The sequence below is a fragment of the Nonomuraea glycinis genome, assembly GCF_035920485.1.
In the GTDB taxonomy this organism is placed as follows: domain Bacteria; phylum Actinomycetota; class Actinomycetes; order Streptosporangiales; family Streptosporangiaceae; genus Nonomuraea; species Nonomuraea glycinis.
This window is the reverse complement of sequence record NZ_CP109166.1, coordinates 7,693,085-7,715,562: the sequence shown is the minus strand read 5'-3', so window position 1 is coordinate 7,715,562 and position 22,478 is coordinate 7,693,085. Positions and strand designations below refer to the sequence as shown.

24 protein-coding genes and 1 pseudogene are annotated in these 22,478 nt (G+C 68.4%); 12 read left to right on the top strand and 13 right to left on the bottom strand.

All coding sequences use genetic code 11. The annotated features are described in order from the left end of the window. Positions 1 to 25 precede the first annotated feature (25 nt). Positions 26 to 586, top strand: a complete 561-nt coding sequence (locus OHA68_RS36305; protein WP_327104277.1) for a PadR family transcriptional regulator — start codon at positions 26 to 28, stop codon at positions 584 to 586. 11 nt (positions 587 to 597) lie between these two features. Then, complete coding sequence (locus tag OHA68_RS36300; RefSeq protein ID WP_327104276.1) at positions 598 to 1,317, top strand: VOC family protein; 720 nt, start codon at positions 598 to 600, stop codon at positions 1,315 to 1,317. 468 nt (positions 1,318 to 1,785) lie between these two features. Here the strand turns inward: OHA68_RS36300 and OHA68_RS36295 are convergent, their stop codons facing one another. The 4 genes from OHA68_RS36295 to OHA68_RS36280 form a co-directional block, all read right to left on the bottom strand. Next, positions 1,786 to 2,961, bottom strand: coding sequence for a hypothetical protein (locus tag OHA68_RS36295; RefSeq protein ID WP_327104275.1), 1,176 nt, complete (start codon positions 2,959 to 2,961; stop codon positions 1,786 to 1,788). Positions 2,962 to 3,144: 183 nt separating this feature from the next. Beyond that, positions 3,145 to 4,398 carry a coiled-coil domain-containing protein gene (locus OHA68_RS36290; protein ID WP_327104274.1) on the bottom strand — a complete coding sequence of 418 codons (1,254 nt, stop codon included), beginning with the start codon at positions 4,396 to 4,398 and terminating at the stop codon, positions 3,145 to 3,147. 828 nt (positions 4,399 to 5,226) lie between these two features. After that, positions 5,227 to 5,673 carry a hypothetical protein gene (locus OHA68_RS36285; RefSeq protein ID WP_327104273.1) on the bottom strand — a complete coding sequence of 149 codons (447 nt, stop codon included), beginning with the start codon at positions 5,671 to 5,673 and terminating at the stop codon, positions 5,227 to 5,229. Beyond that, positions 5,670 to 5,924 (bottom strand): hypothetical protein, encoded by a 255-nt coding sequence (locus OHA68_RS36280; protein ID WP_327104272.1) that lies wholly within the window; start codon positions 5,922 to 5,924, stop codon positions 5,670 to 5,672. Before OHA68_RS36280 ends, OHA68_RS36285 begins: the two co-directional genes overlap by 4 nt. A gap of 161 nt (positions 5,925 to 6,085) precedes the next feature. Between OHA68_RS36280 and OHA68_RS36275 the strand changes: the two genes are divergently transcribed. After that, on the top strand, positions 6,086 to 6,745 hold the full coding sequence (locus OHA68_RS36275; protein ID WP_327104271.1) for a recombinase family protein: 660 nt from the start codon (positions 6,086 to 6,088) through the stop codon (positions 6,743 to 6,745). A 382-nt stretch (positions 6,746 to 7,127) separates the two neighbouring features. Here OHA68_RS36275 and OHA68_RS36270 read toward each other — a convergent pair whose 3' ends face one another. Both OHA68_RS36270 and OHA68_RS36265 read right to left on the bottom strand, forming a co-directional pair. Continuing rightward, positions 7,128 to 8,180: a CU044_5270 family protein gene (locus OHA68_RS36270; protein ID WP_327104270.1), complete on the bottom strand. Its 1,053-nt coding sequence runs from the start codon at positions 8,178 to 8,180 to the stop codon at positions 7,128 to 7,130. Next, positions 8,177 to 8,761 carry an RNA polymerase sigma factor gene (locus tag OHA68_RS36265; RefSeq protein WP_327104269.1) on the bottom strand — a complete coding sequence of 195 codons (585 nt, stop codon included), beginning with the start codon at positions 8,759 to 8,761 and terminating at the stop codon, positions 8,177 to 8,179. The genes OHA68_RS36270 and OHA68_RS36265 overlap by 4 nt, the downstream gene beginning before the upstream one ends. Positions 8,762 to 9,073: 312 nt before the next feature. Here OHA68_RS36265 and OHA68_RS36260 point away from each other — a divergent pair, with 312 nt between their 5' ends. Beyond that, positions 9,074 to 9,454 (top strand): hypothetical protein, encoded by a 381-nt coding sequence (locus OHA68_RS36260; RefSeq protein ID WP_327104268.1) that lies wholly within the window; start codon positions 9,074 to 9,076, stop codon positions 9,452 to 9,454. On the opposite strand, the gene OHA68_RS36255 is transcribed toward OHA68_RS36260, so the two are convergent. From OHA68_RS36255 to OHA68_RS36240, 4 genes are read right to left on the bottom strand one after another with little or no spacing between them, the layout of a single operon-like run. Continuing rightward, a complete protein-coding gene (locus OHA68_RS36255; RefSeq protein WP_327104267.1) occupies positions 9,430 to 11,676 on the bottom strand; it encodes a Tn3 family transposase in 2,247 nt (748 codons plus the stop codon). The genes OHA68_RS36260 and OHA68_RS36255 overlap by 25 nt on opposite strands. Positions 11,677 to 11,700: 24 nt before the next feature. Then, positions 11,701 to 12,234, bottom strand: coding sequence for a chymotrypsin family serine protease (locus tag OHA68_RS36250; RefSeq protein ID WP_327104266.1), 534 nt, complete (start codon positions 12,232 to 12,234; stop codon positions 11,701 to 11,703). Continuing rightward, positions 12,231 to 12,596 carry a hypothetical protein gene (locus OHA68_RS36245; protein WP_327104265.1) on the bottom strand — a complete coding sequence of 122 codons (366 nt, stop codon included), beginning with the start codon at positions 12,594 to 12,596 and terminating at the stop codon, positions 12,231 to 12,233. The genes OHA68_RS36250 and OHA68_RS36245 overlap by 4 nt, the downstream gene beginning before the upstream one ends. 59 nt (positions 12,597 to 12,655) lie before the next feature. After that, on the bottom strand, positions 12,656 to 12,976 hold the full coding sequence (locus OHA68_RS36240; protein ID WP_327109603.1) for a DNRLRE domain-containing protein: 321 nt from the start codon (positions 12,974 to 12,976) through the stop codon (positions 12,656 to 12,658). Between OHA68_RS36240 and OHA68_RS36235 the strand changes: the two genes are divergently transcribed. Further along, positions 12,961 to 13,107: a hypothetical protein gene (locus tag OHA68_RS36235; RefSeq protein WP_327109639.1), complete on the top strand. Its 147-nt coding sequence runs from the start codon at positions 12,961 to 12,963 to the stop codon at positions 13,105 to 13,107. The two genes, OHA68_RS36240 and OHA68_RS36235, sit on opposite strands and share 16 nt — an antisense overlap. Positions 13,108 to 13,339: 232 nt before the next feature. On the opposite strand, the gene OHA68_RS36230 is transcribed toward OHA68_RS36235, so the two are convergent. Then, the gene (locus OHA68_RS36230) at positions 13,340 to 14,233 is read right to left on the bottom strand and encodes an alpha/beta fold hydrolase (protein ID WP_327104264.1); all 894 of its coding nucleotides are present in this window, start codon (positions 14,231 to 14,233) and stop codon (positions 13,340 to 13,342) included. Between the two features lie 261 nt (positions 14,234 to 14,494). Between OHA68_RS36230 and lexA the strand changes: the two genes are divergently transcribed. Both lexA and OHA68_RS36220 read left to right on the top strand, forming a co-directional pair. Then, a complete protein-coding gene (gene lexA, locus OHA68_RS36225) occupies positions 14,495 to 15,154 on the top strand; it encodes a transcriptional repressor LexA (RefSeq protein ID WP_327104263.1) in 660 nt (219 codons plus the stop codon). Between the two features lie 66 nt (positions 15,155 to 15,220). Then, positions 15,221 to 15,433, top strand: a complete 213-nt coding sequence (locus OHA68_RS36220; protein ID WP_327104262.1) for a hypothetical protein — start codon at positions 15,221 to 15,223, stop codon at positions 15,431 to 15,433. A 50-nt stretch (positions 15,434 to 15,483) separates the two neighbouring features. Here OHA68_RS36220 and OHA68_RS36215 read toward each other — a convergent pair whose 3' ends face one another. Beyond that, positions 15,484 to 16,383 (bottom strand): hypothetical protein, encoded by a 900-nt coding sequence (locus tag OHA68_RS36215; protein ID WP_327104261.1) that lies wholly within the window; start codon positions 16,381 to 16,383, stop codon positions 15,484 to 15,486. Positions 16,384 to 16,855: 472 nt separating this feature from the next. Between OHA68_RS36215 and OHA68_RS36210 the strand changes: the two genes are divergently transcribed. Further along, a complete protein-coding gene (locus OHA68_RS36210) occupies positions 16,856 to 17,863 on the top strand; it encodes a phosphotransferase enzyme family protein (RefSeq protein ID WP_327104260.1) in 1,008 nt (335 codons plus the stop codon). Between the two features lie 351 nt (positions 17,864 to 18,214). On the opposite strand, the gene OHA68_RS36205 is transcribed toward OHA68_RS36210, so the two are convergent. Continuing rightward, positions 18,215 to 19,153: a hypothetical protein gene (locus OHA68_RS36205; RefSeq protein WP_327104259.1), complete on the bottom strand. Its 939-nt coding sequence runs from the start codon at positions 19,151 to 19,153 to the stop codon at positions 18,215 to 18,217. Positions 19,154 to 19,808: 655 nt separating this feature from the next. Here OHA68_RS36205 and OHA68_RS36200 point away from each other — a divergent pair. From OHA68_RS36200 to OHA68_RS36185, 4 genes and pseudogenes are all read left to right on the top strand, one after another. After that, complete coding sequence (locus OHA68_RS36200) at positions 19,809 to 20,267, top strand: MarR family winged helix-turn-helix transcriptional regulator (RefSeq protein ID WP_327104258.1); 459 nt, start codon at positions 19,809 to 19,811, stop codon at positions 20,265 to 20,267. Then, positions 20,264 to 21,682: an MFS transporter gene (locus tag OHA68_RS36195; protein ID WP_327104257.1), complete on the top strand. Its 1,419-nt coding sequence runs from the start codon at positions 20,264 to 20,266 to the stop codon at positions 21,680 to 21,682. Before OHA68_RS36200 ends, OHA68_RS36195 begins: the two co-directional genes overlap by 4 nt. A gap of 33 nt (positions 21,683 to 21,715) precedes the next feature. Then, the gene (locus tag OHA68_RS36190) at positions 21,716 to 22,009 is read left to right on the top strand and encodes a DUF1330 domain-containing protein (protein ID WP_327104256.1); all 294 of its coding nucleotides are present in this window, start codon (positions 21,716 to 21,718) and stop codon (positions 22,007 to 22,009) included. 60 nt (positions 22,010 to 22,069) lie between these two features. Further along, positions 22,070 to 22,339 (top strand): annotated as a pseudogene (locus OHA68_RS36185) (Tn3 family transposase); the annotation flags it as partial. Positions 22,340 to 22,478: the final 139 nt, after the last annotated feature.

Sequence of the window (22,478 nt, the reverse complement as noted above, 5' to 3'; positions counted from 1 at the left end):
GGCTAGCGAAGTTCGGGAGGGTTCGATGAAGCCGGTACGGCTGCTGGTCCTGGGCGCGCTGCGCAGGCGCGTGCGCGCCCACGGCTACCAGGTCCGCGCGGATCTGGAGTCGTGGGGGGCGCACGAGTGGTCGACCGCCACCTCGGGCTCGGTCTATCACGCGCTCAAGAGCATGGCCGGTCAGGGCCTGCTGGTGGCGCACGAGACGGTCGCCTCCGCAGCCGGGGGGCCGCCGCGGATCGAGTACGAGCTGACCCGGCAGGGCGAGCAGGAGTACCTCGACCTGCTGGGTCAGGCGCTGGCTGACCGCGAGCCGAGCCTGGACGTGCTGGGCGCCGCTGTCGGCCTCATCGAGGACCTTCCCCGGGAGCGGGCCCTGGAGTTGCTGCGCGAGCGGGCCCGCGCCATGCGCGAGTGGCGCGCGAGCATCACCGCGTACCTGCCCGATGGCACGGATCTGGCGACCTGGGGCCCGGTGGGCGAGGTGCTGTCCCTGTGGCTGAGCACCGCCGACGCCGGCGCCCAGTGGACCGACCAGATGATCCGCCGCCTGGAAGAGGGCGCGTTCACCATGGCCGGCGAATAGGAGTTCCCCCGATGGCCAACGAGATCGCCATACCGCTGCTTCCCTGCCGCTCCATCGACGAGATGGCCGACTTCTACACGATGCTCGGTTTCCGCCGGATCTACTACCAGGTTCGGCCGAACCCGTACGTGTTGCTCAAGCGCGAGGATCTCCAGCTAGGCTTCTTCGGCATGCCGGAGGCGTTCAAGCCGGAAGACTCCTACGGGACCTGCGTGATCGTCGTGCCGGACACCGGAGAGCTGTTCGAGGCGTTCGCCGCGGGCATGCGCGCGGCGCACGGCAAGCTGCTGGTCTCCGGCATCCCCCGGATGACCCGGCCGCGCAGGCGGAAGAACGACGGCAACCACTCCGGCTTCGCCGTCATCGACCCCGGCGGCAACTGGATCCGCTTCATGGCCGCCCGCCCCCTGCCGGAGAAGGAGGAGGCCACGAGCAGGTTCACCACCTCGCTGAACCGGGCGGTCGTGATGGGCGACTCCCACGGCTCGCACGAGCGGGCGGCCGAGATCCTGGACGGCGCCCTGGAGCGGGACAAGGACACCGCGTCGGCGGCCGAGCTGCTGGAGGCGCTGGTCTACCGGGCCGAGCTCGCCGTCCGCGCCAAGGACCACGCCGCCGCCGGGCATGCCCTGGCCCGGGCGCGCGCCCTCACCCTGACCGAGGCAGAACGCGAGCAGCTCGCCCAGTCCCTGGCGGCCATCGACGACCTCGAGGCCGTGCTAGGTCTCTGACCGGGTACGGCGCCTGCGCGGGGCCGCCAAGCGGGGCGGCTGCGCGCATGTGGTCGCGCACGCGAGTCGCGCTGCTTCAGGACATCTCAAGCAGCGCGGACTCCGACACGGACTGAATCAGATCCTGGACGCGTATTTCCGGCCCTGGAGAATTCGGTCGGCACCGTGCGGGCCTGCGCGGTGTTCAGGCAATCCCGGGCCACGGTGCACCGCCGACGCAACCCGCGCCCGCCCGTACAGGGACCGCGCCGGCCCTTTCACACCCGGCAGGTCACCGCGACGGGAAAGTCATCATCGGTGAGTTCACGGACCAGCGCGTCTCCTATTTGGGAGCACGTTCTCCCGGGCGAAATACGCGGCCGCCCGCTGGAGGATCTCATCCTCCAGCTCAAGCTGCCGGGTTAGCAAGGACAAAGACCGGTTTATCACCCTTACGGGCAAGCTCGACGGCACGCTGACGGAACTCAATCAGGGGAAGAGATTCGGCCAGTTGCCGCCGCGAGCCCGTACGTCCGCGGCTATCTCGTGTACCGACCGACCATCGGTGTCGACGCGCAGATCGCCTGCCGCGGCGCTGTCGAGCGCCTTGGCCTCGTGCGCCGCTCGTTCGGCGATACGGTGCAGGGCGTCCGAGCCCAGCCCCCGTAGCTCATCACCCGGTGTGGCCGGCCCTCCTCCCCGGCCACGTCGCGCGACGCGCTCGGCCAGCGTTGCCGGCCCCGCATGCAGTCGGCACACGGTCAATGCCACGTCGGGCAGCAACTCGGCGTAGCCACGGAGAGTGTCGTCGGAGTCTGCTTCCCCGGAGACGACCAGGCACCGGGCGCCGGCCGCGCGATGCCCTGCCCAGATGGCCGCGAGGTTGCGGGCCTTGAGGCGATGGCCGACCACGTCATCGTCCGCGGCAGGACGCAGCGCTCCGATCTGCTGCACATCGACGTAGGCAGCTCGCACGCCGGTCCGGTAGACCTGCGTGAAGATCTCGTAGCCGACCGTCGACTTCCCGACCGCCGTGGCGCCGGACAACCACAGCACGGGTACCGGCGCGGAAGCGGGTACGGCATCCGCCTGGGAGGTCGGGTGGTCCTGCTGGTCGACGACGCTGTGGAACGTCGCGGCCGGAAGGGTGCCCGGCCATCCGCCAACCCGCTCACAGACCAGCCGGGCCGCCTCGGACACCCCTAAGCCGCCGGTGTCCACGCACACGTCGGCATAGTTACTGCGCTCCAGGGCTTCCGCTTCAATGACCGCCTCCTGCACCAGATGCGGACGCCAGCCCCGCATGAGGAACCGTTCCTTGAGCTCAGCGCTATCAACGCGCAGCCGGCACACCGTGAACGCAGCCCCGGGAAGAAGGGCGGTGTACTCACGAACCTCCTCGGGAGTGTCCACGAAGCCCGCAAGGATCAGACATTGCACCCCTTCCTGCCGGAAGTGTGGCCACATCGCAGCCAGATTCCGCGCGCGGAGGCGATGCGTCAGGTCCTCTGGCATGGGGTAGCACAGGCTGATCTGGTCAGCGTCGACAAACGCCGTCGTGACGCCAGTACGACTCAGCTGCGCAAACACCTCCCAGCCAACCGTGGACTTCCCGACACCCGTGGGTCCCGAAAGCCAGAGCAGAGGTAGAGAATCGTTGGTCACCCGCGCGACCGTAGCGGGCTCCCGGTGCGGCGAGCGACTACATTTCGCCGCCGTCAGGGGGCGGGTGAGACGCCGAAACGGACGACAACTCGTCCTCGCGGCGCGCAGCAGGTCGCTCCAGTGGGTTTCGATCACCCAAAGCTACTTCGGAGCCGGAGTCACATTCGGGAGAAGATCCTCGTGTCAATCGCGTTGGCGATTGGCCAACTCCGCTGTGACCGCCCGCTCCCGTAGCCGCCCGGCCTCCGCCCGCGCCGCCTCCACCTCCGCGCGCGCATCCTCCAGACGGGCCCGCTCCAACCGCAGGTCAGCCAGCAACTGATCCCGTTCGCGAACCGCGGCCTCTGCCCGCGTCCTCTCCCCCTCGGCCCTGGCCCGCTCCTCCAGAACAGCGGCCTCGGCCTCCTTCTCCACCGCGGCGAGCCGCTCGGCCGCCATCGCCAGCTCGCGCCGCCTGTTCTCCTCCGCCCGCGCGACCTCGGCGCCGGCCGCCTCACGCACCTGCGCCGCCTCGTTGAGCGCGACGGCGCGCTCCCGCTGCGCCTCCGCGCCGACTCGCTCGGCGCTCTCCGCGCGCGCCACCGCCCGGTCACGCTCCTGTTCGGCAGCCTGCGCCGTGGCCGCCGCCGCGGCGACGTCCCGCTCGGCCCGTTCCCGCCCGCGCACGGCCACCGCCATCTCCTCGCGCGCCCGCGTCTCTCCCTCCCGCGCCTGCTCAGCCTCCTGCCGAGCCTGTACGACCTGCGCCCGCGCCTCCTCCGAACGCGTCTCGGCCGCCTCCACCTGCCCGGCCAACTCCCGAACGGCCTGCTCCCTGGCCCGTTCGGTCTGCTCGACGCGTCGTACCGCTTCCTCGGCCCGCTGCTCGGCCACCTCCGCCCGCCGACCGGCCTCCTCGGCGGCCTGCAGTGCCTGCCGCTCGGTGCTTGCCGCCTCCCGCAACGCCGCTAGCGCCTGCTCACGGGCCCTTTCGGCATCGCCGAGCGCGTTGTCCCGCTCCGCCTCGGCCTCGTCCAGCCGCTCGCGCATCTCCCCGGTCTGCCGGCGTGCGTGCTCGGCGGCCTCGCGCGCCAGCCGTACCTGCTCGAACGCCTGCTCCCGCTCGGTGCGCGCGATGGCCACCCGGGTGTGCGCCTCAGCCTGCACCGCGCTCAGCCTGGCCTCCACCCCGGCCGGGCTCAACTCGTCGGACAGCGCCTGCGCGAGCGGCTCGATCGCCGCGGCCAGCCCGCTCTCCATCCGCTCGTACAACTGCTCAGCCCTGGCCAGCGCCCCCTCCAGCCCAGGCGTCGCCCGCCGCAACTCGCGCTCCCGCTTCGCCGCGGCCTGACAGTCCCCTTCGGGACAGTAGGCCTTGGGCCGCCCCCTCCCCCGCCGCTGCTCGATGGGCGCCCCACAGTGCTTGCACGGCGTAACCGTGCCGCTCTCACCAGTCACCGCAGCAGCCTACCATTTTCGATTTTCTAGAAAATCGAAATCAGAAATTAGGTTCTGTTGTGTGCCTCCAAAGTGACCGTAACTTGCGAGAATGCAGAATTCCCGCAAGTAAGCGCACAAGGCGATCCGCACCCAGCGACCGGGTGAAGATTGCCGTGAAGTTGTCCGGCGGGTCTGCCACTCCCGATTTTGCTGAGCGCTCCGGAGCGGGACCCTGGCCGCTGTCGCCGGGTCCCGATTTGCGGGACGCTGTGGCGCTCGCTGGATCTGCGCGCCACGGTCGGCGTCCCGGTTTCCGGGATCCTGACCGTTTCCGGGACGCTGCCCCGGGCCGGGAAGGTTGTCTCCCGCACCGGCGGGGAGCTGGCCGACGTCGCCGGCCTCCCGCAGGTCGCTGAGCTCGGGGGCAAGCTCTCGGATGCGGAAGACGGCGCGCCGGTGCTTGCGGCCCGCCTCGACGCTGGAGCACGCCCTTGTCGATGAGGCTTTTGATCACCGCATAGCACTGGCTGCGCCGGGCCCGGCGCAGGAAGGGGTGCCAGTAAGAACGCTGTCATAGGCCCCAAACGGCGTTGATCTGGGCTGGTGGGAGGCCGGATGCAGAATCCTGATCAGCCGATCAGCCAGTTCTCAACGAGGTTGATCACGCTTGGGGAGCTTTGGCGGCCGTGATGCGGGCGGCGTACACCCGGTAGGCCTTGCGCGCGGCCGGGCGGTGCCGTCGCCGAGGGCGACGCTTTGCTCCAGGGCGGCGCGGTGGAGGGCAAGCGGACTAATGGCTGTCCCGCCCGGTTCCTCGACCCCGCTTTCGAAGAACCGGGCGGGGTGTCATCGACGCGCTTCGCGGCACTGCCGCATCGTCTCGATGAATGAGCCCGAGGTGGAGGGGCAGACCTGGATTTCCTGCCCTTCCTGGTCGAGTACCTTGCGTCGGCCCAACGGTTCCTTCAGCGTGATGGGCACGGCTTGGTCGGCACCGGTCTCTATCTTCACGTCGGAGGCGTCAGGGCAGATGTAGCGCAGCACCACCCGCACGGTGACGCTGGTCGGTGACTCGACCGCCTCGGCCCGTTCGACCGCAGTACAGATTGTGCCGCCTGATCCCATGACTCCGTCGGCGTGCAGGGTGATGGCCCGTCCTCCAGGGGCCGCCTCGACCACGGATACCTGTGCGTCGAAGGGTTTGGCCGGCTCCTGCGCGCAGGCGGCAGCCAGCATCGTGAGGGCCAGGATGCAGCTGGCGCGCAGGAGGGAGAACGGGCCCGGTGAATTCATCTCTTGTAGATGTCCTTGCCGACGGCCTTCATCACGTCATGGAAGTCGGTGAAGGTGTGGACGCAGGTGTCCTTGACCGGTGTCGTCTCGTCGGCGTTGGATCCGCTGGTGACGCCCTTGGCGACGACCGAGCCGTCGGATCGGAAGGTGTAAACCGGTCCACCCGAGTCGCCGTCGATGACGCACTTGCCGCGTTTCTTGCCGACCTGAACCCAGCGCACTGTTTCTTTGCTGCCGTCTTCGCTCTTCATGTCGATCTTCCAGGCGATGTCGGTGACCTTCCATCCGCAGATCTGCCCCGTGGAAAGCCCGTCAGTGCAGCACAGGTCGTTTTCCTCCGCGCGGATCGAGTAGCGTCCGGTGACCCAGCGCTTCTCGGCGGAGTTCTTGTCGCCGATGAAGATGGTGGGGCTTGTGCCGCAGATGTCCGCGTGTAGCAGGCCTAGATCGCCGTAGTACGTCGGCTACCGTTCAGCAGGAGTTGCAGAGCCAGCTAGATGCTCTAAAGGCCGCGGCGTGTGACCCGGTCTTCTCGGAGAAGATCAGCACCCGGGTCAAGGTGCGGCCGCAGTTCGCTAAGGCGATGGAGTACGCACGCACCATCAAGCAGGCCGTCCCGCATCAGCGGGTGATCTTCACGGTGCATGAGATGAAGCGCCTGGGCCGCGGTGCCGCGGAGCTGCTCACCATCGCCGAGGGGTTGCGCCAGGCCGACATCCAGCTTGAGCTGCTGACCGGGCCGCTACAAGGCCTCTACGATCCCAGCGGGCACGGGGCGGCGCTGTTCGCCTTCTTCGCCGGCATGGCCGAGTCTGAGCGGGAATACATTCGGGAGAAGTCGCTGGAGGGCCAGGCCTCGGCGCGTGAGCGCGGCCGCCACGGCGGGCGTCCGAAGGTGCTCGATGACGACATGATCGCTTATGCGCGGACGCTGCGCACCCGTGGCGTGGCCGTGCCTGATATCGCTGGCAAGCTGGTCATCCCTACGGGCAAGAACAAAGGCAGGCATCCGTCCGTCGCCAGCGTCTACCGGATTCTCGCTGACGGTGATGCGGTTCAGGCTGCGGACTGACCGTCGTTCCTGCGTCTCAACCCGGAAACGGCACCTCGTGTCAGTGTGTCGGCGTCGATGCGGGAGATATCTCTTGGTGACTCTAAGTAGTCAGTCATGTAAGGTAAGTAAGATCGTACGCACCTGCCAGTATTCAGAGGGGCGGCCTGCGGGTCTATGCCCCTGATGCCGCAATGTGATCGAGTGAATCTGAAGCGTTATGCCTTGCTGGGTGGGCGCATGGATACTGCCTCGGTACCACCGGCCTGAGCGGGCGATGGCCATGGGTTCACGGGAACCGGGTGTCCGTGTGCGGCCTGGCCTCGCCGCCTCCCCGGAATGCGCTTGGGGAAGCGGCGCGAGCTGTCGAAGGGGTTGAGCGTAAGACCGCGGCGTTTGATGTTTAGCAGGTCACCGCTTCGGGAGCATCGACCGGGATCTTCGGCATGGAGTTGACGATCTTGGTTTCCAGTACTGCGCTAGCGTAGCGGAGTACCTCCGTGCTACCGCGCGGCCGCTCGGACAGGAATCGCGAGCCGAGGAAGCGGTAGGTGCCGGGTTCGAAGATCAATTCGGCGCGCTGCCGTCCGTCTGGGCCCTGATATCTGATCGAGGCGCCGACGCCCTGTCGCCCGGCCAGGTCGGTGAGGTCGGTGCGCATGGTGGCGGTGGGCATCTTGGACAGCGCACCGAGCACCGCCGCACGCAGGCCGGGACCGGGGAAGGGGTTTCCGGCCAGGGTGACGAGACGGCTCACCACCGTGTGCTCGACGAGCTGCTCGATCTGGTCCTTGCTGGGTGGTGCCGCGCCGGGCTCGGGCCGTTCGTTCTTGACCGAGGCAGCGGCGTCCACGCGAACCCGGGCGAGCAGTTGGTCCGGGTCTGCGGGCAGGTTGCCTTCACTGGTCGGTGAGAGCACGTTCACGGTGCACGGCCCGGCGCGCTGGAACTCGACTGTGCCCGGGGTCTCCATACTGGTCGGGACCTGGCCGGTGTGCGTACGCAGCTTGCCGTAGGTGAGGCGGGTCAGCGCACCGTCGGGGTTGGTGGCGGGAATCCAGTACTCGCGGTTGCTCTCCTGGGTGACCTCGGAACGGCCGCCGCGACCGAATACGGTCGCCCAGCTCTGGTCCGTGCGGTTGACGTAGAGAATCTGCCCCGGCCGTGGCGCCTGTTGCCGGCCGGCGGCCGCAGCCGCCTCCTGGAGCAGTTCCGCCGCGTTGGCCGGGGTCGCACCACCGTCGGCACCAGTCAGGAAAGCGACTGCGGCAACGACTGCCGCCAGGCCGACCGCGGCCGCCCTGAGCAGGAGGCGGTGCTTAGCCGAACCGGTACGAGGCGTTCGTTCCGCCACCGCCTCAGCTGCGAGCAAATCCTTCGCCTTGGCGGTGGCCGTGGCGGAGGGGCCGGGCAGTGTGTCGTGGAACGTCTTGATCTCCTGCAGGTCATCGGTCATGACGACTCCTCGATGGTGATGGACGTGCGGAGCTTTCTGCGGGCCCGGTTGAGCCGCGAGCCGACGGTGCCGCGCGGGACGCCGAGCGCCTCGGCGATCTCCTCGTAGGTGAGCTGGGCGCAGGCCACCAGCAGCAGCACGGTCCGGTCACCGGGCGAAAGCGCAGCCAGACCGGCGGCCAGGCGCGGCTGCATGACGGCAGCCGCCACCCGCTGGACCACACGCTCGTCGTGGCTCACGACGTGGGTGACCTCGGCACTCCTAGCCAGGGCGCGGTACCTGCGGGCCTCGGCGCGCCGGTGACCGTCCACCAGATTGGAGGCGATGCCGTACAGCCAGGCCCGGGCATCGGGGCGGGATAAGTCGTAGCGCGTACGGCCGCGAAAGGCCCGCAGGAACGTCTCTGCGGCGATGTCGTCCGCCGCCGATTCTCCGAGACGGAGGTGCACGTAGCGGTGGATGGCCTCGTGGTGCCGGTCGAACAGCGCACCGAACCGCTCAGGACGGCGTAGTGACACCTCGATGAGCTGTGCGTCGGTCTCAGCGGTTGGCGGAGCCGACTGCGGAGGGGGAGCTGGCATGCCTGCCCTTCGGAGAAGAACCATGGACACGCCTACTTCGCCGTTCCCCTGATTCGTATTCACACCAGCAGATCATTCCTACACCTGATCTTCTGCACTCGGCTTCCGCTGGCCCAAGGGCGGACGCGACGGCCCGTGGCCAGATGCCGCACAGCCCTGCATGGCCGACTTCCACAGGGACAGGACGGGAGCGCCTGGCTCCTCGCACTATGCGGCGAGAGCCGGTCAACGTGCCTTACATGCCAGAAGAGATCATCCACACTTCGACGCCGCGCTGCGATGCGCAGGCCAGGGTTCGACCGGGTACGGACGATGGACCGGATCGGGCTGGCTGCCGCGCTGATCGACGAGGGCGACCTTGAGTGGGCCGCCGCTGCCGGTCACCAGGCCATGGAGAGTGCCGGTATGCACTCGGCCCTTGTAGCGTCCAGGCTCAACACCCTGCTGTCCGCGGTGAACCGCCACCAGGTGCCCGAGATCGCCGCACTCAACTCCCGGGCTGCCGACGTCGCAGCCCGCCTACCGGTCACCATCGGTTCGCTGCCTGACCGTGCCCTGACACGGCGGCGGTGGTGGCAGGCGACGCGGGCCCACGTCCTACCTCAAGATCGCCGTTATGGCTTTCAGGGGCTACTCACCTTTTGGCTGAACCCCAAGTCGTTCGTCACTCAGAGCGGATCATCTGACTGTTGACCCTCGGCGCCCGGCCCCGGCCCGAGGTCGAGCTGTTTACTCATGTCGAGCTCGAACTTGCCGTACAGGTTCAGGTGACTCCAGAACAGGCCCGACAGGCCGCGCCGGTCGGCGTCGGTGAGCTTCTTCTGCCACTTCGGCTCGGCGAGGACGATCTGGACCATCCTGGTGTTCAGGTAGACGATCGCGGCCTGGACCAGGTGAAGGGCCAGCGCGGAGACCTCGACGTGTTCACGGTCGTCGCCGGTCAGATCACCGGCCTTGCCGTAGAAGATGTCCTTATTGGCCGAATTCCAATTCTCCACCACGTTGAGGCCCTCGTGGATCTCACGGCGGAGCTCTTCCTCGGCCAGATAGTCGCAGATGAAGACGGTGCGGATCACCCGGCCCAGTTCCTCGATAGCCCGGTAGGTGGGGTGCTTGGGGCCGCCGCGGGTGAAGCGGCGCAGCATCTGGTGGGCCTCGGCCGTGCGCAGCCGCAGCGCGGTCGCGTATTTGATCATCTGGTCGTACTGGTTGGCGATCAGTTCCCAGTCGATGGTCTTGCCCGACAGGACGCCCTCCAGCTGCGGCCAGGCCTCTCCCTCACTCAGGCCCGGCCGGTACAGGCGGGCCGAGCCGATGTTCTTCAGCCGGGGCAGCAGCTTGAAGTCCAGCAGATGCGAGAAGGCAAAACCAACGACCGAAGCTCCATGCGTATCGGTGTACTGGCGATCGATCTCCGCGCTGGTCAGGTGCCGGAGCAGGCCCTCGATCATCGAGGCGACCTCGGAGTCCGTCGTCGAGCGTACCTGACTGTAGATGCACACATTTTTGCGTTCTACGTGCCAATACACCATGATCCCGGCACCTCCGTAGCGTTGGTGCCACTCGGTCATGAAGTTCGCCGACCAGGAGCCGAACTTGCGCGAGTCCGACGCGCATGCGGTGCCCGGCCCCCACAGGGAGATGTCGCGTGCCTCCAGCGTCTTGTTGACCACCGTGCGGATCGCGGCCCGCAGGTTGTCGCGATTGACGAACATCCGGCGGGTCCGGCGCAGCGCGACCTCGGTGTCGGCCTCCATCCCCGCGACTGCGGCCGTGCCATCGGCTACCCGTTTGATCCCCATGTTCGTGCCCAGCCCGAACGTGCACAGCAAGAGTCTGCGCCGCAGCACGTCAGGGTCGGTGATCTGCCGGGAGGCGACCGAGGTGAACTCGGCGGTGAACGTCGTGGCGTGGTCGACGTTCTTGATCAGGTCAAGCAGGTCGATCACGCCCCACCGGCGGGCGAACTCCTCCTTCAGCGCCTCCAGGTTCTCCGGTTCGACTTGGCGGCCGACCGGTGGGACGCTGATCCACGCCTCGCCCTTCTTCTTCGTGATCTTCACGCCGCCGGTGGTGTTCTTCTTCATCCCCTTGTTCAGCCGGTCCAGCGCCGCGACGTGCTGTTTTTTGAGGTCGGCGATGAAGTCGGCGGGGTCGCGGGGCTTGGACAGCGCCTCGTAGTGCACATCCCGGTTGTCCTCGAAGTCGACCGGCAGGTCGTGGTCGGGGTTGCGCCAGGTGTTGGCGCCCTCCACCCAGATCTCGCGGCGGCGGATCGCCTTGCGCAGCGCCACCAGGACACACAACTCATACGGGATCCGCTCGACCAGCCAGGTATCGGGGTCGACCACCGCTTCCATCCAGTCCTCGGGCACCACATGCTCCAACGGCACTACCTCGGAGGCGGCGTAGAAGTCCTCATTGGAATCGGCGTACCGCTCCAGCAGGTCCAGTGCGTCCATCACCGGCCTGAAGGTGTCGTTGCTGCACCCGAACGTCACCGCCCGCAGCAGTTTGGGCAGACCACGCCGATAGTGGTGGGAGTAGGAGCCGCGCAGCTTGGTCCGGACCCGGGTGTTGAACTCCTTCTCATTCGCCTTGGCCTCGGCGATGATGTCCTCCAACGTCCGCTTGCCGACCACCGGGTACAGCGCCTTGCGGACGATCTCCTCCGGCAGCTCCAGCGCCGCGGTCGCGAGCTTGACCAAGATGCCGTTCTTACCGTGTACCCGCCGGAACTCGGCGTTGATCTCGCCCTCGACCTTCTTCTCCGCTCGCACACTGATCTTGTGCACGAGCTGGACCAGTAGCTCCACGAGACCGTCGGTGATCTCGGCCTGCCGGACATGGCACAACGCGGCCAGCAGCGTGATGCGGATCGGCGCCGGCGCCGCCTCGAAGTCCGAGGGGTACATCTATGTTGGAGCTGGTCGCCCCCTTCACCATCTACCCGAACAGCGATCACGCAGAGTTACTTTGCCCCTGGTGACGGCGACCCGAGTGGGGGCCTGCCAGTTGGACCATCGGATGGAGCCGGCGTCGGTGTCTCCGCCTTGCGGGAGAAGGCAGTGGCCGGCTGTGACCATCAACTTGTCACTCGCGCTGCCCATCGAGAAGCCGGTGGTGCAGTTCTTGTACTTGCCCGGCTGTCCGGTGGGTGCCAGGAACTTGGATCCTCCGTTGACCTTGCCGATGTCAGATTGTCGGTTGTCCGCGGCGGTGACGGTTTCCGTCTGGCCGATGAGGCGCACGCGGTCGGTTTCCGATCGCAGCCAGATGGCGACGTTGTTGGTGCCGTACCGGTCGGCGAGGGCTCTGCGCAGTTCCGGAGAGGCGTTGGTGGACTGCACCACGACGAGGTTGCGCTCGGGCCAGACCTGGGTAGCGAACAGCTTGTCACCTGCCGGGATCGCGTCGTCGAGGTCGAGCACCTGGTCGATGATGGCGTTGAGGGCTTGGTAGCTGTTGATCACCTCGACAACCCGCGGGCTGATCGATAGTCACTCTCGGCAGGAGCCACGGCGGTGGCTCGGGCCGCAGCGGACTCATCGTCGGCCAATTCGCCCGGGATGGTCTCGTCAGCCTCTCCGTTGGCTACCGCCGTGCCGGTGAGCACCTGGCCCGCGATGTCCTTGCCCGCCGACGTCGCCGGTGCGACGACCTGCCCGGCCGCCGGGTCGAAGTAGGGCGGCGCCAGAGTGTTGGCGTGGGCGTGGGCGCGGTTGTATGCGCCGTCCAGCGCATGCGTGTGGATGGTGGAGACGGGCAGGCCGTCGAGCTTCCACGCCTCAGGCGCGGTGAACACCTTGACGCCGTCGGGTCCGGCAGGGCTCACCACGACCCGGGTCGCCGACAGGCGAGAACGTCGCTGTGAGCTTCGGAGGGTCGTTGAAGTCACTGTCTTCTGACGACGGGTAGACGCGGTGGTTGCGGGCCGCCCGCTCCGTCGGCGACATCCAGCACCAGCCCGTAGTTGCCCACGTCGGTAGCCCACTGCTTCGCTATCGTGGTGATGTCCCACGTCATCGGCGTCGGCGCACACGAACCGCCCACGCTGCTGCGGTTGGTCACGGCGTTCTCGGTGGTGTTGGTCGGCTGCTCGGACCAGGTCACCGTCGCCGGGCTCCACCTGCTCGTGACCCGGCGTCGAGGGCCGGTTCGCCGACGCCGAACGGCCCTACACCGAGGCCGCCGACGGCATGCGGTGCGCCGGATCCCTGCACGCCGTCGGCTTCCTCGGCCACGACGACGAGGCCGCCGCCTACTTCGCTCAGGCCGCCACCATCGCCGACCGGTGGAACGCACCTCATTGGGCCGCCGAGGCCCGGGCGCGAACGACCACCTAGCCACTGCCCATGGCGCCGCACATCTGTGACACAGAACTTGCATCAACTCCGTCATTCGGCGCTCCAGCATCTCGCGCAAGCCGGCCGCACCGCGCCCGAACTGCAGGCCAGAAGCCGCCACCAACACCTGGCCAGCCTCGGCCGCTACGTGCGCCTGGGCGAGGAGATCTCCGCCCGCATCACCGCCGACGCCGACCCCATCCGGTACGAAGGTCGCATGGGTGGGTGTGGATCAGGGTTCGTCGACGATGAAGAAGTCGCGCATCTCGTCGACGATGTCCTCCGGCCGCTCCTCGGGGAGGTAGTGGCCGGCGTCGATGGCATGGCCTGACACGGTTCGGGCGATGTTGCTCCAGAGCTCAAGCGGGCGGAACAGACGCTCGATGACGCCGTGCTCGGCCCAGAGCACGCGGAGCGGGGGTTCGATCTTTCGGCCCTCGGCGCGGTCGAGGCGGTCGTGCTCGAGGTCGATGGTCGCGGCGGCTCTGTAGTCTTCGCAGGCGCCGCGGGCTCGGTCGGCTCCGTCGAATCCTGAGACGTAGTGGTCGAGCACTTCTTGCGGGAACGGGGTCAGCCCCGCGTGGCGGGCGCCCATGACGCCTTCGACGTAGGCTCGCGGGTTCGCGCCGATGAGGGTCTCGGGCATCGGGGCGGGCTGGATGAGGTAGAACCAGTGCCAGTAGGCGGTTGCGAAGGCGAGGCTCGTGTCCTCATACATGTCAAGGGTGGGTGCGACGTCCAGGAGCATCGCCCGGATGACCCGGCCGGGCGCATCGGCGGCCAGACGCGCCGCCACCCGGGCGCCGCGGTCGTGGCCCGCCACGAAGAACCGCTGATGCCCCAAGGCCTCCATCAGCGCGATGCAGTCGCGGGCCATCTCCCGCTTGCTGTACGTGGAATGGTCCGGGCTCGGCGCCGGCCGGCCGGAGTCACCGTATCCGCGCAGGTCCGGAGCGACGATGAAGTAGTCCTCGGCGAGCGCCGGCACGACACGGTGCCACATCAGATGCGACTCCGGGTGCCCGTGCAGCAACAGCAGCGGGGCCTTGTGCGGATGCGGGCCGACGCGACCGCGAAGTCGCACGCCGTTGACCTCGATGTCGAGTCTGGTAAAGCCTGAGAACACCTTCGGTCTCCTTCATCGCAGCCCCATAAAGCGTTAGCCCGATGGCAGATTTTCCCCTCAGCACAAGAAAGTCCCACACAATCAAGCCTTATATGCTCCGTACGCAAAGGAGGGGTGACGTACCGTCGGATGTCGGTTGCGGGGAAGCCTCGCCTGCGATGACGGCGGTGACCAACCCGCTGACCAGGGCGTTCTTGCCCTCCTCATCATCCCAGGCGGTAGCCGAGTGCGATCCTCGGCCCGGCCTCTAGCATTGCGCATGTGACCACCTACGACGATCATGACACGTTCGAGTACCTGGATTTCTCGGCCCTGCCGCAGCGTCAGCAGCGGATCCTGGTCACGATCCGGGACTGGGTGGTCAGATACGGGTACCCCCCGAGCACACGCGAGATCGGCCACGCGGTCGGACTGCGGTCGTCCTCGTCGGTCTCGAAGCACCTGAGGAGCCTGGAGGACAAGGGGTTTCTTCGCCGGGGCACGACGATGACCCGGCCGATCGACGTGCGTCGGTTCCTGCGAGCCTCGCCGCCTGAACCGGCCGACGACCTGGTGACCTTGCCCGTGGTCGGAGACATCGCCGCAGGCAGTCCCATCCCGGCCGATGAGTATGTGGACGACACGCTGACACTCCCCCGCGGCCTCACCGGGCGGGGCAACGTGTTCGGCCTTCGGGTGCGGGGCGATTCCATGATCGACGCCGCGATCTGTGACGGCGACATCGTCGTCGTACGGCAGCAGCCCGAGGCGCACTCCGGTCAGATCGTCGCTGCGATGATCGACGGTGAGGCCACCGTCAAGGTGTACCGCCGACGCGACGGGCACGTCCATCTCGAACCGCGCAATCCCCTCTACGACGTCATCGACGGCGACGGCGCCGTGGTGCTGGGCATCGTGGTCTCGGTCCTTCGCAGCGTCTGAGCACCTGCCTCCGCAGGGCGGCCGTTCCCACCCGGCTGGCGCGGCCTCGATATCGAGGGCCCGGACATGGTGATGCTCGACGCGGATGCCTACGGCTTCGCCTCGGGCGTCCTTGCAGGCCCGCTCAGCGAACAGCGCCGCTCTGGCCTGACGCGGCTGACGCCGGTGTTCGAGAAGGTCCTCCCGATGATCGACGACGAGTATGCGACCACGTACTACACCCATGTGCGCGAGATGGCCGTGTTGGCCGCCGAAATCGAGAGCCTGCGCCAGAAGTAGTTCTGTGACCAGGGCATGGGCGCCAAGAGCTGGAACGGAGGCCACGAACATCACCCCGGCCCCGGGCGCTGCGAGGTCTGGAGCCGGATATAGGCCCGGTCGTCGAAGCTCGTGGCCGCCGGAGCCAGCCCTTTCGTGGCGGCGTGGACGCCGATGCGCATGGGGTCGGCCCGCAGAGACTCGGCAAGCTCCCGCTCGGCGGTAGCGAGGTCGCCTGCGGGAGAGAGGTATCCGTCGCTCGCCAGAACCACCTGGTCCACCTCTTGGTCGAGATGGATGACTTCGACGAACCGTGCAGGAACCGGCCTGCCGTCCAAGACGCCATAGCCGAACGGGCCGGCGTGCTCACGATTGGCCAGCAGGCTTTGCCGCTTGAGCACGGGTAACACCAGGGCGCGTCCGACATCCTCGGCGATCAGCTCGTCCAGATCGTGTCCCTCTGCGAGCAGACAGTGCAGATAGGCCGCCCGTGTCCCGGCCAGCACTCGGTCGATCAGCTTGTCCGCGGGTCGCGTTTCCCACCTCGCGCCACGGCCGATGGCCACATGCACATCGCCCACCCGCCAGATCACTCCTTGCGCGGGCAGGAACACCGCGGCGACCGCAGCTGGGGCCAGAGGGTCATCATCGGCGATCCCCCAGCTACGACGTAACCGCGCCAGGTCCGTCGTTATGGCGTCGGCCGCTGCCTGCGGCGGGGTGTCGGGCGGCAGACGGCGGAGCGATGCGGCGACGCAATCAGCGGCTCGGGCCCCGCCGGTCATGCCCCCGTAATCGCGCCCCGACTTGTCGGTGACTCCGTCGATCACCGCGGCGCACGAAACCCCTGAATCGCCATCGATCACTACCAGCCGATCCTCCCCCCGGCCGGCCTGCTTGGGCACATTGCGCTGCTCGACCACATCCCACCAGGGCAACGCTCGACTGCGATCGCTCGTCCGTGAGTTCATGAAGGTGTCCCTTCTTGGCCTGCGGTCACAGTTCTTTCATCCTTGATGCGGTGGCCAGGCAGGTCACGGGCGCTGGAACGGCTGTCGCCCAAGTAGCGCAGCGGTGAAGCACGCCAGGTACCCGGCGAACGGATGGTAGACCAGCGGGGACAACGGCTCGCCTACGCTGCCGGCGACGGGCATGGCAGGTACCGACGAACGCTCCGTCGGCGCGGACGGCTGCGATTCTGATATCGCCCGACTGGAAACGCATTGGCCATGACGACCCTGCCTGCGTCGCGAGCTTCCACTCGGAGCGAATTCGATTGACCAGCCTCATGGTCTCGCTGCACCGGCGGGCTGTCGCAGCCAATCGACACACTCGCCCCCGCTCCGGCTGGTCGATTGGAACGGGAACCCTCTGCCGACTCTTGGGCTGAAGGCGCCTATATCCGGTTGCGCGCCGGCCTGGGCATGCTGCCAAAATTGACGCGTGAGCGCGCCCGCCGACCTGGAGTTCCCGGCCACGCTGACGGCAGCGTGGGGTTTCCCCCCGAGCACGACGATCATCCGAGCCGAGCAGGGGACCAACAACCAGACGTTCATGCTCCGCCAGGGGGGCCTCCGATTCGTGCTCCGGGTCAGCCAGACCCTGTCCGCCGCGCAGGTGGGCGCCGAGCACCGGATCTTGCGGGGGGTGCGGCAGGCCGGACTTCCCTTCCAGGTGCCTGAGCCAGTCGCCACGCTCAGCGGGGACACGGTGATCGAGACTGCGGCCGGGCCGGCCACCGTCTGCCGGTGGATCCCCGGCGTGCGGCCCGACCTCACGGACCAGACGGCACTCGAGCGCTTCGGCCGGGCGGCCGGGTTGCTCGGCGAGGCGATGCTTGGCGTGCCGCCAGAAGACGGACTGGGCGACTGGCGCGGTAATCCTCTGACGCACCCCGCCGTGCCGCACTTCGGCGCCCTTTGCCGTCAGCTGCGCGCCGCCGGGATCAGCGCGGAGCGGGTCTCCCGCCTCGACGCCGTGGCGCGCCGCGTCGAGCAGGAGTGGCCTGCGGGCGGCGGCGCGCTGCCGACCCAGGTCATCCACGGTGACCTGGCGGCCTCGAACGTGCTGGTCGACGAGGACACCGGGGAGGTGAGCGGGCTGCTTGACTTTGAGTTCGCCGGGGTCGGCTTCCTGGTCCAGGACATGATGGCGGCGCTGTTCTTCAGCGGGGCCCTGGACACTCGGGACTGGCAGCTCCGCACGGCGGCCTTCCTCCGGGGATACGCCTCGGTCCGCCCGCTGGATGCTGCCGAGGCCGACGCGCTGCCCCGGCTGCTCCTCGCCCGGGCGGCCGGCAGCGCCCTGTCGCGGGCGGGCCGCTGGCTGAACGGGAAGGCACAGCTCGGCGAGGTCACCGACCGGATCCGCAAGCTGGAGGACACGACCCATTGGCTCGACGCCAACAGCGGAAAGCTCCGGTCACTCGCCGCCGCCGGCGGGCACGGGTGACCCGGAAGTACGGCTGGCACAAGCCCCACGACGGAGCTCGGTACCTCGATATTTTCGCAAGTGAGAGAGTTCAAGATCCGCTCATGGCCGGAACTCCTGTTATCCCGGCCGATCCCGATCTTCTGCGCGCATCAGCTTCGCTGAGCCGAACTGCTCGTCGCCTCGGATGCGGGCGTGCAGGTGCAGACGGTGGAAACCAGCCTCGCCCAGTGCCCAGACGCTCAAGGCCGTCAGCGCGCGGGAGGCCACCCCTGCTCGGCGGGCATGCAAGTCTGCGTGTTGACGTTCGAGGACAGCCATTGACGGTGAGATGGATCAGGTGCGGATGGTTGCCGCTTTCCTCCGTACGCCTCAACCGCGCAGCAACTCCTCCCGCCCGGCCAGCAGTCGCGCTCGTTCTTTGGACAGTTCGGCGTTACGGTGCCGCAGGTGCTTCCCCACGTCCTGGACCCATCGGGCCGTCCGCTCGACCTCGGCGCGGGTGTTCTCGATGCGCTGATGCTTCAGCACATCGGTGATGATGTTGTCGAAGAATGTGTCGACGAACCACCGCGTGTCCACTTTGGGCAGGCGGGCACGCGCGGAGACACCGACGTCGTCGAGTTCGCGAGAGAAGACGTCCAGGGCCCGCTGGGCGTGCCATGCGGCCTCGTCGGCGGAGCGCAGCCGGTTGTGCTCAACAGCGTCGGCGATCAGGCCGCCGCCCAAGAGGTCCCAGGTGGAGGCGCCCTTGGCCGAGCCGAGGTAGCCGAGCACCTGGGCCAGCGCGTGGAGTGCGGCCTGCCCGGCCTGGTACGCCTCGGTGTGTTCGCGCAGCTCTGCCGAGACGCGGCCGAGGGCGGCACCGAGGTTCGCCAGCTCACTGGCGCGGGCATCACCGCGGGCAAGGAGCTGCCGCTCCTTCTCGGCCAGCAGCTTCTCGTACTCCGCCGGGGCCGTCGCGAGTCCCGCCAGCTCGGCTTCGATCGCTTGCGCGTCCGCCTCGATCTGGGCAAGCCGGGCCCGGTGGCCGTCGAGCCGCTGCCTGGCGGCGGCTGCCTCGGCACGCTCGCGGTCCAGCAACTCCTCGCGCTGGCTCACCAGGCGGGCCAGGAAAGCGGTCAGCCCGCCTTCCAGGCGGGTGACGTCGGCCTCCTCCTTGGACAGGTCCTTCTCCAGGCCGGCCAGCGTGTGGTGGGCCTGCTGGATCTGCTGTGCGGTGGCCGCGTGCCGGCGCCGCAGGTGGTCGGCCCGGTGCGTTCGGGCGGCTGCCGCGCGCAGCCGCTCGTCAAGATCTGAAGAGCTCGTCACACTTCGGACGACGAACGAACAACCCCAGACGTTCCAGCCAGGCGGTCGCTGAGCTTGGCCCGCGCGGTCGCGATGACGGTGACCGGGCCGTCGGCGGGGCGAGGCCGAAGGTCCGCTCCAGCCAGGACAGGAACTTCTCGCGATCACAGGCCGGTTCGCAGGGCACGGCCATCGACATCCGCAAGCTCAGCGGCGAGCTGCCACAGCGTCGTGCTCGTCCGGTGCGGCGTTGACGGGTGTTCCGGTCCACCTGTCGATCAACCAGATCTGCATGTCGAGACCGGAGTCGTCATCGGCACATTCTGATCCAGGACGGTCTTAACGGCCATGCCCCTGATGTGGCCCCGGACCTACCCGCGTGATGGGCGCACATCCCGCGGACCTTGTGCCGGTCGATGGCGCGGGTGCGGTCGCGCTTCTCCGGTCGCCGCTCGATCAGCGCGGCGAGATCAGCGGTGACCCACGATCTGTTGGAGTGTCATGACGGATGAGGGGAGGCTGGAGCGGATCGCCATGTGACGTGGCGAGCTGGACCTGCTGGCAGAGGAGCCGGTCGAGCAGCTGGCCGAGGTGCGGGACGACGCTGCGGGCGAAGCTGAACCGGCCGGCCGACCATTTCCATAAACTATGAATATAAAAGTACTATGCTTCGAGCATGAGTCGTCAAGACACCGCTCCTGGCGCGTCCGCCGCCATCGGGGCGGCCCTCTACGGCCTGGCCACCAGGGCCGCGAGACGCCTGCCCCGGGACATGAGCCTGACGTCCGCCGCCACCCTGGCCACCCTGGACCGGACCGGCCCGCGGCGCATCACCGATCTGGCCGTGGTCGAGGGCGTCACCCAACCCGCGATGACCGCCCTGGTCCGGGTGATGGAGGAGTCCGGCCTGGTCGAGCGGCGGGGCGACGCGTCCGACAAGCGGGTCACGCTGGTGTGCCTGACCGAGGCCGGCGCCTCCTATGTCCGGAGGCGGCGCCAGGCGGGCGTCCACGCGTTCGAGCGGTTGATCGGCGAGCTCACCGGCGACGAGGTCGAGGCGCTGGTGGCGGCCCTTCCGGCGCTGAAGCATCTGGCAGAGCTCGAAAACCAGGACCGCGAAGGGCCGAAGCAGTGACCGGCAGCCGGTCGGCGGGGAAAGCGTTCACGCATTCCGAGGCGCGGCTGCTGGTCCCCGCCCTGATGTTCATCGCTCTGGTCGTGGCGGCGGTCGCCAGCCTCGGGACGCCGCTCATCACCAGCGTGGCGACCTCGTACCACGTCTCGCTCGGCAGCGCGCAGTGGACGCTGACCGTCGCGCTGCTGAGCGGCGCCGTCGCCACGCCGGTCCTGGGCCGGCTCGGAGCCGGCCCGCACCGGCGGGCCACGATCCTCGTCACGCTGGCGGTCGTCGTCGCCGGCAGCGCGCTCACCGTGCTGCCGCTGCCGTTCGCGTGGCTGCTGGCCGGCAGGGCGGCCCAGGGCGTCGGGCTCGGGCTGACAGCGCTGATGATGGGCGTGGCCCGGGACCACCTCCCCGAGGAGCGCAGCGCGGCCGTGATCTCCCTGATCTCGGTGGTCTCGATCATCGGGGCCGGCGTCGGCTACCCGCTGGCCGCACTGCTCGCCGAGCTCGGCGGGGTACGGGCCGCCTACGGCCTCGGCCTGGTCGTCACCGCCGCCGCCCTCCTGACCGCGTGGCGCTCCATGCCCGAAGCCCCCGAAGGCCGCTCCGCCCACGTGGACGTGGCAGGCGCGGTCGTCCTGGCCGCTGCGCTGCTCCTGGTGCTGTTCCTCGCCGGCGAACGGAATCTGTGGAGCCGGCACCTCGCCGTGGCGGCGGGCCTCGCCGTCGTCGCGGTGGTGCTGCTCTGCGTCTGGGCCGTCATCGAGCTGCGCAGCACGACGCCCCTGGTCGATGTACGGGCGGTGCGGCACCCGGCGGTCGCCGGGGCGAACCTCGCCATGTTCGTCGGCGGGATCGGCATGTACCTCCTGCTCACGCTCATCACCCGGTACGCGCAGACGCCGCACGGCGCCGGCTACGGCTTCGGGCTGACGACCTTCGTCGCCGGGCTGGTCCTCATCCCGTTCTCCGTGCTGGGGTTCGTCGCCGGCAAGCTCACGCCGCGGGTCCGGACGCGGATCGCCGACCCCCTGCTCCTGGCCGGCAGCGCTGTCGTGGTCGGCGGCGGGTTCGCCCTGTTCGCGGCGGCCCGGTCGGACCTGGCCGAACTGTTCGCGGCGATGGGTGTGCTCGGCTTCGGCGTCGGCGGCTTCTCGGCCGCGATGCCCGGCGTCATCCTGGCCGTCACCCCCAAGAGCGAGACGTCGAGCGCCATGAGCTTCAACTACGTCGTCCGCAGCGTCGGGTACTCCCTGGGCAGCGCCCTCGGCGGCCTGATCCTCGCCTCGGGCACCGGCCCCGGCCACCTCTTCCCCGACGACAGCGCCTACACCACCGCGGCGCTGGTCGGCATCGGCGCCATGGCGATCACGACGCTGACAAGCCTCGCTCTCGCCCGTCGACGCTCGTCCGAGACCAACCCGTAAGTTAGATGCACTCATCCCAACACTGGAGGTTCCATGCCCAAGGGCTACTGGGTCAGCGCCTACCGCACCATTTCAGACCCTGAGAAGCTGGCTGCTTACAACAAGCTGGCCGGTCCGGCCGTCGAGGCCGGGGGCGGTCGGCTCCTCGCCCGTGGCGGTCGGGTCGTGGCGCATGACGCCGGAATCGCCGAGCGCACTGTCCTGATCGAGTTCGACAGCTTCGAGCAGGCCGTCGCGGCGCACGAGAGTGCGGCCTACCAGGAGGCGCTGGTCGCCCTCTCCGACGGCGTCGAGCGCGACTTCCGCATCGTCGAAGGCATCGACTGACCGAGGTCCAGTCGGATCTTCACTTGGTTTTCGCTGGTGCGGCTGCGGGTGGAAGGGTAGGAAGATCAGCTAGCGGCATTAGGGCTCGTTCTCAATGCCGTGGTCTTGTGGAATTCGACGTATCTGTCAGCGATCGTCGACCAACTGCGCGCCCAGGGCGTGCCGGTCAAGGACGAGGACGTGGCGCGGCTGTCCCCGCTGGGCCACGCCCACCTCAACTGCCTGGGCCGCTACGCGATCGCTTCCTCGGCCCCGGACAAGGGCCTGCGGCCGCTCGGCGCGGTGGCGTTGCCCGAGGCTGGCATCGCCAGTGCCACTGTCCTGGCCTAGAACTCCCGAAGCTGCGGCGAGCCGACACAACCCCGCGTCCGGCTCCGGAGCGATGCTCTTCTGATCGTTAACGTGCGGGACCGTGGAGTGTGTTCTCATAAGTCGCCGGCTCCGGCAGGGCTCTCGCGTCGAGGGCTGA